The following is an 11,286-nucleotide window of genomic DNA, read 5'->3' as shown; positions in this document are numbered from 1 at the left end:
TCCCGCGTCAGGACTTTTCCGGCGTCAGCGCCTCATGCTCATCATCCCCGGCATTATCAATGGCCCCCATACCGCTCAGCGACAGAACCATCTCCGCCCCCGCACCCAGGGCATCATACGACCATGTTGTAATAACGGATGCGCAAAGCGTCTCTACATCCTTAGACTGATCCGCATTCCACAGTGAGCGGGAAACCAGCCAGGCATTGATATCCATCCCCATCCGCAGAAAAGCAATCTGTCGTTCAGCCTCCGGCAGTTCTCCCTCCCCGGCATCAAACTTTGCCGTTCGCTGCTGAACAAACGCCAGATATTCAATTCTCTGCAGCCCGGACAGCTCACTGAGCACCACGGACTGTTTTTCATAATTAAACGTGCCCTGTTTCAGAAACATCATATTCTCCACCTGCAAAAAACCCCGGATAACCGGGGCAAATGATGAGTATCATCCTGTTAACCTGCGGCGCTGACAGCCACCGTAGCCACTGCCACAAAATCGCCGTCAGAAGTCATGCCCACAATGCTGACGCTGCCCTGCTTCACGCCTTTCACCGTGGCCACAAGTCCGTTCAGGGTCACAGTGGCTGTCTGTGGATCTGTCGAATGCACACTGATCGCTTTGTCACTGGCTCCGTCAGGTTTTACTGTAAAGGTCAGCGTGGTGGTTGCTCCCACATTGACACTGGCGGATGCCGGTGCCACCGTCAGCCCGGTAACGCCCACAGTTTCAGTGCCCTCCTCTGCCAGATATGGACGCCCCACACCGCTGATTTTCACGGTGCGGGTCATCACGTCTTTTGAGGCAATGGTTTTACCCAGTGAACTCAGCCAGCCACGGAAAACATCAACAGTACCGTTGGGATATTTGATACGAAACGCGCAGACTTCACCGGAGTCGAACAACTGAACCAGTTTTTTCTGCCCGCTGTCACCCGGACGCCAGGCCAGCGTCGCCGAAGTATCACCGACGGATTTCTGCCCCTGGGTTGTCGTTTTCCAGTCTGCATCTTCATCATCGAGATAAGTGTCATCTTCTGCATCAGCGGTCATTTCGCCAGGTTGCAGATCCTTCACCATCGCAAGACGCAGCCAGTCAGTGTCCGATAAAGGGTTCGCAAACGCATCGCCCTTGCCGGTGTACATCCAGAACGTCGTTCCCGCACCTTTAGTTTTTGCCAGTGGATTTGGTGTGGTCATTGCCACCTCCTTAATTCGTGTACGTGATCTGGTACGTGATTTCCGCCATCGCCCAGGTGGCCATCTCATTATCACGTTGATAGTTAAAACCGAGTGGGATCAGGGTGTCGATGAGTCCGGAAAGTGCCGGTACATCATTCAGGGCCGGGAAAATGGTGCTCTCCATCCACATATCCAGCTCTGAATCCGGTGCCTGTGCCCGGATGAAGACAGCAATATGCAGAACAGCCTGCCAGTCATCTTCATCCGTCATTTTTCCGGTGTACTGAGCATCACTCAGCCACACCGCCACGGCAGGCAGTTCCTGCGCATCAACAAATGCCGGAAGTCCGTCAAAAAACGTGGCGCTGTCTCCACACTGTTCCCGAAGGCGTGCCAGTACGACCTGGCGGATTTGTGTATGTCGGTTCATCGGGTCAGCCATAACCTCAGTTGTTGTTTCAGTGCATACCCCAGCTGTTTCGGCATTTCCGCAGCAATGATGCGGTCGCGGGCATCTTCAAATGCCTGTGTCAGCGGTCCGGACAGCGGGATTTTCACCACATCAATGGGGTAACGATTTTTGCCATCAATACGCCGCATCACATGCCAGCGACCATTCGCCAGTTGCTGAATAAACGCATCCCGGAAAAGATATTTACCCACCTTCAGCACACTGCCACGGTACTGCAGTTTTCCACCACGCCGGGCCAGTCTGACCCGGGCTGTCCCCAGCTTAATGGCGGGCAGATTGCCCCGGTTAACGCGGATCCTGGCCGTCATTTTTCCTGACGGACTGGCTTTAAACACCCGGACACGCTGACGTACCAGTTTCAGGGGGATCCCTTTCACCTGGTTATCTCCCGCAACGGTATTCCCGGCAACCTGCCGGGTGGCAACAGAGACCGCTTTCTGTGCCACACGGTTTATCGCCCATGCGCTGGCCTGTGGCACCATACGGGTATCAAGGCTGTTCAGATTACGGATGGCATTCTCAAGCCCCTTCATCCCACACCTCTTTACTCAATAAAGATCATTGGCTTACCGTTAAAGCGTTCATGCCGTGTGACCGTCCATTGTTGTCCGTCATAAACAACGCGATCCCCGCGCCGTGGGCGGTATCCCGAAGAAAACACCACCAGAGAGACCGCAGGTCCGGACAGAGCATTCAGCTCTGCCAGTGTTTCTCCCGGGATCACAGTCATATCGACATCATTAATCGAGGCTGTCTTTCCCATCTTTCTGACCGTGATAGCATCCATACGCGCTGCCAACCGGGAAAAGGGATCAGACATTGAGTTTTACCGGCACTTCTTCTGCACTGGTTCCAGCATCTGCCCAGACAACCCCGACCAGCGGATCAGAGCCGCTGTTAGTCAGCTGAACTTTTCCGGACTTCAGATAAACCTTCTTACCCGTTTTCATGTCATCCGTTTTCAGCTTAGGCAGCATAAACACACCTTCGGTCAGGCCGTCGCCTGTTTCACCCTGTGGAATATCGGTCAGCGCCACCGCAAAAACATCGCCCACCTGCACCAGATCTCCGCTGCTGATGGCTGCACTGGCAACAATCGCCACCGTTTTTCCTTCTTCTACAAAATTCTTTGCCATAACTGTCTCCGCACAGCCCCGTTCAGGGGCTGATTTCAGGTACAAAAAAAGCCCTTACGGGCCATCAGAGTTGTTGTCTGCGACGTTTACGCCGTACATTTCACCAGACCGCGGTGATCAACTGGCGCGACACCGGCGTCAATACGCACTTTCGTTGTCACGCCATCCACACTGAAGCCCTCCATCTGATCAATATATGGCGTATCCACACCGTTGAGATAAGCCACTTCAATCGTATCGGAGCCTTTGGACGCAGCCAGGTAGAAAGTGGTCTGGCTGTTATCATCAAGACGAGGCTCTGCAATAACGGTCGCAAAATCTTTCACCGGGTTAATAATACCGGCGTTAATGTCAGCCCCCTTGACACTTGAGGAGCGAATGACCTGGTTAGCAACAGACTCCATCGCCGTCGGTACCAGTACGAACGCAGGACGAATATTCAGATGACGCTCCCCCTCTTTCTGAACGCGCATCAACTGGCGGGCTTTATCCAGCGATGCCACGTCCATTGCAGCGCTCTCCAGTACGTTTGCATGTTTCGCTTTATCGAACAGACTTACATTATCTGTGGAGATTTTCGGGTTAGACGTCAGAATGGCATAAACCAGATCGGCAATAGTGGATTTCGCCGCACGGCCCAGTTTCATCGGGACATCGGTCAGCATATTCAGATCATCATTGATAATGGCCTGACGGGTGATACTGAACAGCTCGCCATAGGTCGCCAGTGCAATAGTGGCCTGTTTATCTCCGGTGGTGACGTATTTATATTCCGCCCCTTCACGCACCTGACGCAGAGCACTGAAGCCCCCCATACCCACACGATGGGCAATTTTAAAATCAGACAACTGACCTTTCCGCGTCCACTGTTCATAGGTTTCAGGGGCATCTTCCCAGCCCTGCAGAATGGCTTTGTTCGCAACATCCAGCAGAATATTACCGAAGTCAGACGTACTGTGTGTGAACGCCGCACCGACCATCTGCATCGGGTTATAACTGGAAACCCCAATACCCCGTTCAGTCAGTGACATACGGGCATATTCACGCAGGGTCATCCCGTTGTAGACATTATCACGTTCGGTTTTTTCAAATCCGGCACGCGCCATCAGCGCCTGGCGGATCCCGTCCCCCACAAAATTACCGTTACCGGCATAAATATGAGCCGGGGTATTTTTATTGGATGGCGTGGACTCGCGCCCCATCTCGTTCAACAGCTTTTCGCGGGCCTGCTCCAGCGAACATTCAGGATCGGCAAGACACTGAGCCTGCAGCGTCTGATAACGCCCGCCAAACATGGCAAACAGATCATTAATACCGTTTACACGCGCTTTTTGCTCTGCCAGTACCTGCGCACGGATACTGTTTTCATCCACCACGGGTGCTGCTGCCTGCACTGGCGTCCGGGAGGCTGCAGGTTCATCATCCTGTACGCGTGGAGCACTGTTGCGTGGCGGAGTAATCATGTTTCGAATGGATTCCGGCATCTTTTTAAATTCCTCTGTACGTTTTGACTGAATACATGCCATTGCCTTAACGGCTGGCGTTACCTGATCAGCAAATCCATGTGCCAGACATTCGGCACCGGACATCCAGGTCTCATCCGCCAGCATGGCAGCAATTTCATCGGTGGTTTTCCCGGTTTTCTGTGCATAAGCGGGTAACAGAACCGCCTCAACTTTATCGAGCAGGTCGGCATAGGTGCGCATGTCCTCCGCATCACCGCCCGTAAAGCCAAATGGTTTATGAATCATCATGAAGGTGTTTTCCGGCATAATGACCGGGTTTCCCACCATCGCAATGACCGACGCCATTGACGCCGCCACACCGTCGACATAAACGGTAATGGACGCACCATGTGTTTTCAGCGCATTAAAAATGGCGATGCCTTCAAAGACATCGCCACCCGGTGAATTAATATGGAGATTAATGTGGGTGATATCGCCCAGTGCATTCAGATCACTGATAAACTGCTTCGCTGTAACACCCCAGAAACCAATCTCGTCATAAATATAAATATCCGCGTCACTCTGGTGACCAGCCTGCATCCTGAACCAGGAATTATTCTTCGGACTGGTCGTCGGTGTGCTGCGGCTCCTGTCGTTTCGTTGCGGCACTGCTGCCTCCTTTATCACTGGCTGGATCGGTATCAAATACCAGATCCAGCTTGCGGTTTTCATCAATTTCGGCCTTGCGCCGACGTTTGACATCATCCGGATTACGACCACCTGCACGTACCCAGTCTGATTCTGTCGCCGCTCCACCACGAATCTGGATTTTCCAGGCCTCAGCCTCCTTAACAGGGTCAATCCACGGCATCACCGGTCCGGAATACACCGCGGTATACAGTGAAGAACGGTCAAGATCGCGGGGTAGCCTGATAACACCGGATGCCACAGCCTGTTTCAGCCAGGCACGATACATCGGGCGGGTGACGGCACCAATAAACCAGTCCTGCAGGATCAGGTAGCCATCAGTAGACTCAACCAGTTCCTGACGCTGGGCGCTGTAAGTGCCGTTATAGTTGCGTGCCGTACTGGAAAAACTCAGACGACTGCCCGCCGCCACGGCACGCAACTGACCATTACGAAAAGTTTCAAGGTTAGGATTGGGACGATCCGACTTCACCATTCCGATTTCTTCGCCGGGTTTCAGATCGTCGTAAATAATGCCTGGCTGAATGGTAAGCTCGCGTTCATTCTCCTTGCTGCCATTACCATCCGGTTCATAGCTCTGCCCGTCGCCTTTCCGGATGTACATCCCCAGAGCAGCGGCGATCCTTGCTGCAGTCAGCTCAGAATCTTCATACTCTTTCAGGGCACTGAGGCGGATCAGCACACCGGACAACAAAGACGTCCCGCGCATCTGGTGCAGACGGCGAACAAATTTAAGATGCAGCATTCGCTCTGCATCCACTTCTTTGGTTTCCATCTGCCGCCCGGATACGGGACGGCTTTTATACACCAGATATTTTTCGGGACGCCCCCAGTCATCAACAAACACGCCCTGATTCAGCCTGTTGCTCTCATCACTGGTCATGGGAATAAAGTCCGGCTCGAGCGCCTCCAGCCAGAAATGAACACCGGCAGAAGGCGTCAGGCTGTTTATGCGCCCGGAAACCATCTGGGCAAACACCTCACCATCGCGCAGCCAGGTACGCAGCATCAGACGTTCCAGCATCGGACGGGTAAACTGCCCGGTGACTTCCGGACTGACAGACCATTCACTCCATCGGGTGCGTATCTCCGCTGCCAGATCACGGGCAATGGCCCCATTGCGTAATACCGGATGTGGCTCGACAATAATCCCGTTTTTCCCCACCACCCGTTCTTCCAGCTTGTCAAATACACCAATAACCAGATCGTGGTTGTTATCAAGGTAACGGGCCTGCTCACGTAACGACACGGCCCCGTACTGGCTTAACTGGTCGGCAGTTCGGTTTTCCCGCCGGGCTTTGTGTGTCCGCGTCGTTTTTACGGCCTCATAAGCCTGGATCACCGCACGGGAACGCAGCCTTGCCGCTTTCCATCCTGGTGAAAAAACGCCAATCACATCATCAAGAATTGCCATCAGAACCTCGCCAGCCGGTACCCGGGATGCCCCCGTCGTCGTGTAATCAGAGCCGCAAGGCGGCGCTCCCACTCCTGCCGTCCCTGCCGGATCTCAGATAAGTTTTCCATGGTCATCTGCTGACCATTAAAGGTGACGGATTTTCCGTCCAGCACCGCCATTTCAGCTTCCGTATAACGCTGAATCATGGCTTCGATATCATTCTGATTCATAACCATCCTCCGGAAGTCAGCCAGGGGTTAACATCGTCAGTTACTGTTTTCTTCCGTTTTTGTTTTTTAACAGGCGTGGATACCGGTTCCGGTGAGGGTGACGGTTCGGTACTGTCCGGGACACACTCCAGCCAGGTTTCCCGGCTCGCCCACTCCGGTGCATCCGGCCAGCGGATCTTTTCGTATCCATGCAGAATGACCAGAGCCTCGGCATACACCATCAGGTCAAAAGCTTCGTTGGCACCGCGACCCGGCTTACTCCATTTCCCGTCACTGCTCCGCTCTTCATACGTCAGTTCGTCGTAAAACCAGCTCCCCAGCCAGTCAGGGAAATGCACATAGCCGGGACCTGGCGAGTCACGCCATAACGCGTTATTCACCCGGTCTTTCAGGGCATCCGTCTGAAGAAGCCAGAGCGGCACATCACCTGCGGCCTGCGCCCGTCGGCCCGTTCGTCCGGTGTTATCAGGGAATGTACGGGTGATCAGTTTTGCGCGCCGGATGCTGTCGCCCTTAAACAGGTAAATACGTTTACCAAGGCCATCACGACGGCAACGACGCCAGAATTTATAGGCATTATCAGTGACCCCGTCTTCACCGCCGGAGTCCACCGCCATTGCCATCAGTCGCATTTGTTGAGAAGGATCGGAGGCCAGCGGCCAGCTTTTATGAAAAACATCCGTCAGCAGGACATCCCAGTCTTCCGGATAGCTGGCCGGATCAATTCGCTGGCTCTCCCCGTCGCTGTCACCGCGCAATGACTGCGTGATGTTGTAACGATCAATAATCCAGCGTTCGCCACGGCTGCCATAGCCCGTTACCTGAACCACAAAACGGCGATGACGTCCCGCCTGCACATCCACTGTCGCCACAAGGAAATTAACGCCATCCGGCACACTGCGGGAAGGAACTGGCTCTGCCCGCTGCTCAAGTAGTTCACTTTTTCGTTGCTCCATGCTGGCGCGGGGAAGATAAGGTAATCCCCAGTCGGTATTGATAACCGTCTTGAGTGTTTCTTCACTTCCGGTTGTCTCGTATTCCTGTTCTGCAGTAAGCAGTTTGTAAACGAGTTGCGAGAGTGTCTGGTAAGCAGCTGCCGGCCCCTCCATCCAAAATGACGCAATACGTGAGCGTCGGGGATCACCATAACGACTGCCATCCGCATTGATGGATTCCCCATCCCGCAACCAGACCCCACGTCCGTTCAGCTCACGTTTTTGTTCAGGCATAATCCGTCCTGAACAGGAAGGACACTGAATATAAGCCGCCTCACTTGCCAGCACGGGATCGGCAATATCACGGAAACCAGCAACCACATCGCCGCAGGGCTGAAAATACTCACCACAGTGTGGACAGGGCCAGTACCAGCGACGGCGATCGCCACGGTTATAGAGCGACAGTATCCCCGTGGTTGGCGGAGCCTCATGCGGTGAAGTCCGTCGCCATTTCACATCCTTCACATCCCTGCCGGGGGAACTCTCCACCAGCGTCATACCACTGGACATAAATGTGGTGGTACGTTTTGAGGCAAGAGAGAAGGCATCCCCCTCGCCATCAATATCTTCCGGAAAACGGTCATAATCCGTCAGCGCGACGCATTTATAATCTGATGAGGACATGATATTTACTGACGGCCAGCCGATTTTCAGGTAGTTGCCAGCAAGGAATGTTCTGTCATAAACGTTGTTGTCATTTTTGTTCGGACTCAGGCGACTGACCACTTCCGGGCTGACGCGAAACGTTCTGGCAAGTCGTTTTTTGGAGTGTTCGCGGGCTTTTTCCTCCGTCATCTGAATGATCAGCATATCCGCAGGATCGCAAATCACGTTGTAAATCACCCAGCCGTCAATCAGGCCGATAGTCTTGCCGGTTCGTGCCGGACCAACAAATATCACTGCGTCGTATTCACGCGAGGCCAGGCAGTTCATCGGCTCAATAACATACGGTGCCACCAGCGGATCCCACGGGACTGAGTTCCCGGCCCCCATGGGCACCCGCATATACTGAGCAACGGCATCAGCAACCCGCATTCGTCTCGGTGCGCGAAGGATATAACCTGAATCGGTTCGTGCTGCCTTTGCGGTTTCCTGATTCAGCATTACTCCTCCTGCTGTAATTCCTCCTCATCATCCGCACCTGCTTCGGTCACCCGCAGGGCTATCTGATCACGCAGATCATCAATAATGGACTGAACACGGCTCACAGCGGCAGGCTGCAGACCGCAGTCACGTTCCAGAATATCCGGTAATGTCTCCAGCACCTGCACGACCGCTTTTGCCCAGATGGCAAACTCCCGTCTGACATCACTGGCCGGAATGAGTTGTGCGGTTTCCTGTTCGAACTTAAGACGCTCACGTTCAGACTGATACCAGGCTTTGCGCTCATGCGCGTCCATTTCGCCTTCTGCAACCGGCGGTGGTAATGCCAGAAATGCCGACACAATATCAACCACCCGATAAAGCTTGAGGTTGCTTTCATGCCCCCCTGCAACGGGTAGATTTTGCAGCCTTGCCGCAGCAGTCTGGCGATGTACACCTGACAGTGCCGCCAGTTGACTGATATTCAGCGTCAGATTTTTTAACTCTCGATCCATACCCGCTCCAGAATGTTTTAAACATGCATCTTGCGAACAACTTTAGATAAACGGTGTTAGCGATGAACAAAAAACAATCAAAATCGACACTATAAAAATAAAATATCTGTAATATCAATTTGTTATAGTTGTGGTGATGACGAATGAAATTTCAAAAACTAGCCTTTTTCCGCGACGCTCCCGCCCCGTGGCAGCCCCCCCCACCGGGAGGACCCGTCAGCCAGACAGCTCTGACGAACGTCTGATACAGAGCCTTGCATGAATGGCATCGGGATAATCAAAAAAGGCATAGCATCGTGCCCACAAGAATCTGTGTGAGTGTCCTGTTTCTTCCACCCCCGCACAGGACTGGCGAGCATGAGGGACAAACCCGCGAATCATTAGCGCGGTAAAAACCCGGTGTGCATCGTTTTTGATTATTCCCGCACGCTCGCGCAGAAGGAGTTCCCCGTCGGGCTACGGTCATGGTTAATGCGGGAATACAGCGACGATACAGCGCATGATGTGTCAGGCTTGAATACCTTTATCCGTTAAAAGGGATATCAGTTAAGTTATCCTGCGTAGGGTATAAGCCATTGTCAAAGACACTCGACATGGAATGGGCTTTGTAATAGCAATAAAAAAACCGCCCGGAGGCGGTATTTCAAGTGTGACGTATGTTAGATCAAAAACTTAAATACTAACTGTCGAATTTGTTTCGTAACTCCGGCGACAGTGACGACCACCAGTTTATCGCTTCAAGTGCTTCTTTCTCTATATATTTTTTTTTATAGAATGCTTGCAATTGAGGTAGCACATTATCATGTGAGAATGCCTCTGAAATTTTGAAGTCTGCACCTAAGTGCATCGCTCCCATTTTCAATACCTCGAGATACCCATGGATTTCAGCATGTTTTTCAAAATCATCTAATATATTCATTTCTTCATCCTTTAGTGAGAAAGCTCAACATACTACATAATGCACTGGGTGACGATATAGTTCTGCAGATAACTAATCTGTTTAGTCACTGTGACGATTCGCTCTCTAAGGGTGAAATAATCCCGTTCAGCGGAGTCATTAAGTCGGGGGCTGGTAACATCGCCCAAGCTGCCGGTGCTGGTCGCTCCATTCGCGGGACATCTGGCGTTGAAGTGCAGCCCACACTTGCCAGTGCGAACACAACGCTGCAAATCATCAAGCTGCTTTTTAGCATCAGCTAAGTCCTTCGTGTATTTGGCATCCAGAGCCGCTACATCACGCTGGCGGATCTGCATGTCTTTGATGGTGGCGTTCGCCAGTTTCAGTTCTCTGGTGTTTTTGTCGCGCTGCTCTTTGTAAGTCATGGCGTTATCACGGTAATAATTAGCAGCCCATGACAGGCAGACGATGATGCAGATAACCAGAGCGGAGATAATCGCGGTTAATCTGCTCATTTCTGCCCCCACAAACAGACTTCACGCTCAATCTCACGGCGAGTCATCAGCCCTTTCCATTGCTTACCGCCAGCGTATGTCCAGCGCCGTAGCTGATCACATGCGCCTTTGATATCGCCCTGGTTTATTTTGCGAAGAAGCGTCGATGTTCTGAAATTACCAGCGCCCACGTTGTAAACGAACGAGTAAAGAGCGCCGCGCGTTGTTTCCGGTATATCGACTTTGATGTACGGGTTAATTTGTCTGGCGACCGTGGCAAGGTCTTTATTCAGGAGGGCTTTGCATTCTGCTTCGGTATACGTTTTACCGAGCATGATGTCTTTTCCGGTGTGTCCGTGACATACAGTCCATACGCCAACGATATCTTTGTATGGTATGTAGCTGACACCTTCAAGGCCATCGTCACCACTCGGACCAGTGATGAGCACAGACGCTATGGCAACAGCCCCACCACCAATAGCAGCAGCAACAGCCTTGCGTAATGATGGCGACATTATTCACCTCTCGCAGCCTTACGCTTATCTTCTTTAATCTTGAAATAAAGGTTTGTCAGATACGTCAGCAAGCCAAATACCAGACTACCCAGCACACCTATTGCCGCCCACTGTGAGGGCGTGACTTTATCGAGCAACTGTAAAAACCAGTACCCGGCACTACCTGCTGAGGTGCCATAGGCGACACCCGTTGTTAACTTATCCATGGATTTCATAACCC

At 52.5% G+C, this 11,286-nt stretch carries 15 protein-coding genes; all 15 read right to left on the bottom strand.

Translation table 11 applies throughout. From position 1 onward, the window contains the following. Positions 1-7 precede the first annotated feature (7 nt). Positions 8-394, bottom strand: coding sequence for a phage tail assembly chaperone G (gpG, locus tag AABJ99_RS06060; protein WP_001298500.1), 387 nt, complete (start codon positions 392-394; stop codon positions 8-10). A 59-nt stretch (positions 395-453) separates the two neighbouring features. Then, positions 454-1,197 (bottom strand): phage tail protein, encoded by a 744-nt coding sequence (locus AABJ99_RS06055; RefSeq protein ID WP_000211106.1) that lies wholly within the window; start codon positions 1,195-1,197, stop codon positions 454-456. 10 nt (positions 1,198-1,207) lie between these two features. Next, positions 1,208-1,609: a phage minor tail U family protein gene (locus AABJ99_RS06050; protein ID WP_001079419.1), complete on the bottom strand. Its 402-nt coding sequence runs from the start codon at positions 1,607-1,609 to the stop codon at positions 1,208-1,210. Beyond that, entirely contained in the window at positions 1,606-2,184 is a 579-nt protein-coding gene (locus AABJ99_RS06045; RefSeq protein WP_000677106.1) for a phage tail protein, read from the bottom strand. Before AABJ99_RS06045 ends, AABJ99_RS06050 begins: the two co-directional genes overlap by 4 nt. An 11-nt stretch (positions 2,185-2,195) precedes the next feature. Next, positions 2,196-2,471: a DNA breaking-rejoining protein gene (locus AABJ99_RS06040; RefSeq protein ID WP_001283153.1), complete on the bottom strand. Its 276-nt coding sequence runs from the start codon at positions 2,469-2,471 to the stop codon at positions 2,196-2,198. Beyond that, positions 2,464-2,787: a DUF2190 family protein gene (locus AABJ99_RS06035; protein ID WP_001097045.1), complete on the bottom strand. Its 324-nt coding sequence runs from the start codon at positions 2,785-2,787 to the stop codon at positions 2,464-2,466. The genes AABJ99_RS06040 and AABJ99_RS06035 overlap by 8 nt, the downstream gene beginning before the upstream one ends. Before the next feature lie 86 nt (positions 2,788-2,873). Continuing rightward, on the bottom strand, positions 2,874-4,901 hold the full coding sequence (locus tag AABJ99_RS06030) for a ClpP-like prohead protease/major capsid protein fusion protein (RefSeq protein ID WP_001360054.1): 2,028 nt from the start codon (positions 4,899-4,901) through the stop codon (positions 2,874-2,876). Further along, a complete protein-coding gene (locus tag AABJ99_RS06025; protein ID WP_000985953.1) occupies positions 4,846-6,354 on the bottom strand; it encodes a phage portal protein in 1,509 nt (502 codons plus the stop codon). Before AABJ99_RS06025 ends, AABJ99_RS06030 begins: the two co-directional genes overlap by 56 nt. After that, positions 6,354-6,566 (bottom strand): hypothetical protein, encoded by a 213-nt coding sequence (locus tag AABJ99_RS06020; protein WP_001072975.1) that lies wholly within the window; start codon positions 6,564-6,566, stop codon positions 6,354-6,356. The genes AABJ99_RS06025 and AABJ99_RS06020 overlap by 1 nt, the downstream gene beginning before the upstream one ends. Next, positions 6,563-8,665 carry a phage terminase large subunit family protein gene (locus AABJ99_RS06015; RefSeq protein WP_000934130.1) on the bottom strand — a complete coding sequence of 701 codons (2,103 nt, stop codon included), beginning with the start codon at positions 8,663-8,665 and terminating at the stop codon, positions 6,563-6,565. The genes AABJ99_RS06020 and AABJ99_RS06015 overlap by 4 nt, the downstream gene beginning before the upstream one ends. Further along, positions 8,665-9,159 (bottom strand): DUF1441 family protein, encoded by a 495-nt coding sequence (locus tag AABJ99_RS06010; protein ID WP_000373425.1) that lies wholly within the window; start codon positions 9,157-9,159, stop codon positions 8,665-8,667. Before AABJ99_RS06010 ends, AABJ99_RS06015 begins: the two co-directional genes overlap by 1 nt. Before the next feature lie 679 nt (positions 9,160-9,838). After that, positions 9,839-10,078 (bottom strand): hypothetical protein, encoded by a 240-nt coding sequence (locus AABJ99_RS06005; protein WP_112921659.1) that lies wholly within the window; start codon positions 10,076-10,078, stop codon positions 9,839-9,841. A gap of 32 nt (positions 10,079-10,110) precedes the next feature. Beyond that, positions 10,111-10,572 carry a lysis protein gene (locus AABJ99_RS06000; protein WP_112921658.1) on the bottom strand — a complete coding sequence of 154 codons (462 nt, stop codon included), beginning with the start codon at positions 10,570-10,572 and terminating at the stop codon, positions 10,111-10,113. Beyond that, the gene (gene rrrD, locus AABJ99_RS05995) at positions 10,569-11,066 is read right to left on the bottom strand and encodes a lysozyme RrrD (RefSeq protein ID WP_112921657.1); all 498 of its coding nucleotides are present in this window, start codon (positions 11,064-11,066) and stop codon (positions 10,569-10,571) included. The genes AABJ99_RS06000 and rrrD overlap by 4 nt, the downstream gene beginning before the upstream one ends. After that, positions 11,066-11,281 carry a phage lysis protein EssD gene (gene essD / locus AABJ99_RS05990; RefSeq protein ID WP_000839596.1) on the bottom strand — a complete coding sequence of 72 codons (216 nt, stop codon included), beginning with the start codon at positions 11,279-11,281 and terminating at the stop codon, positions 11,066-11,068. Before essD ends, rrrD begins: the two co-directional genes overlap by 1 nt. Between the last annotated feature and the right edge of the window lie 5 nt (positions 11,282-11,286).

It is taken from the genome of Escherichia coli (genome assembly GCF_036503815.1).
Lineage (GTDB): Bacteria > Pseudomonadota > Gammaproteobacteria > Enterobacterales > Enterobacteriaceae > Escherichia > Escherichia coli_F.
The sequence above is the reverse complement of the archived record's forward strand: the minus strand, read 5'-3'. Positions and strand labels throughout refer to the sequence as shown.

Bases quoted from the DNA above. Each gene is read 5' to 3' on its own strand.
- AABJ99_RS06025 (WP_000985953.1), bottom strand. From the start codon at position 6,354: ATGGCAATTCTTGATGATGTGATTGGCGTTTTTTCACCAGGATGGAAA.
- AABJ99_RS06010 (WP_000373425.1), bottom strand. From the start codon at position 9,159: ATGGATCGAGAGTTAAAAAATCTGACGCTGAATATCAGTCAACTGGCG.
- AABJ99_RS06035 (WP_001097045.1), bottom strand. From the start codon at position 2,787: ATGGCAAAGAATTTTGTAGAAGAAGGAAAAACGGTGGCGATTGTTGCC.
- AABJ99_RS06005 (WP_112921659.1), bottom strand. From the start codon at position 10,078: ATGAATATATTAGATGATTTTGAAAAACATGCTGAAATCCATGGGTAT.
- AABJ99_RS06050 (WP_001079419.1), bottom strand. From the start codon at position 1,609: ATGAACCGACATACACAAATCCGCCAGGTCGTACTGGCACGCCTTCGG.
- essD (WP_000839596.1), bottom strand. From the start codon at position 11,281: ATGAAATCCATGGATAAGTTAACAACGGGTGTCGCCTATGGCACCTCA.
- AABJ99_RS06020 (WP_001072975.1), bottom strand. From the start codon at position 6,566: ATGAATCAGAATGATATCGAAGCCATGATTCAGCGTTATACGGAAGCT.
- AABJ99_RS06045 (WP_000677106.1), bottom strand. From the start codon at position 2,184: ATGAAGGGGCTTGAGAATGCCATCCGTAATCTGAACAGCCTTGATACC.
- AABJ99_RS06015 (WP_000934130.1), bottom strand. From the start codon at position 8,665: ATGCTGAATCAGGAAACCGCAAAGGCAGCACGAACCGATTCAGGTTAT.
- AABJ99_RS06040 (WP_001283153.1), bottom strand. From the start codon at position 2,471: ATGTCTGATCCCTTTTCCCGGTTGGCAGCGCGTATGGATGCTATCACG.
- rrrD (WP_112921657.1), bottom strand. From the start codon at position 11,066: ATGTCGCCATCATTACGCAAGGCTGTTGCTGCTGCTATTGGTGGTGGG.
- AABJ99_RS06055 (WP_000211106.1), bottom strand. From the start codon at position 1,197: ATGACCACACCAAATCCACTGGCAAAAACTAAAGGTGCGGGAACGACG.
- gpG (WP_001298500.1), bottom strand. From the start codon at position 394: ATGTTTCTGAAACAGGGCACGTTTAATTATGAAAAACAGTCCGTGGTG.
- AABJ99_RS06000 (WP_112921658.1), bottom strand. From the start codon at position 10,572: ATGAGCAGATTAACCGCGATTATCTCCGCTCTGGTTATCTGCATCATC.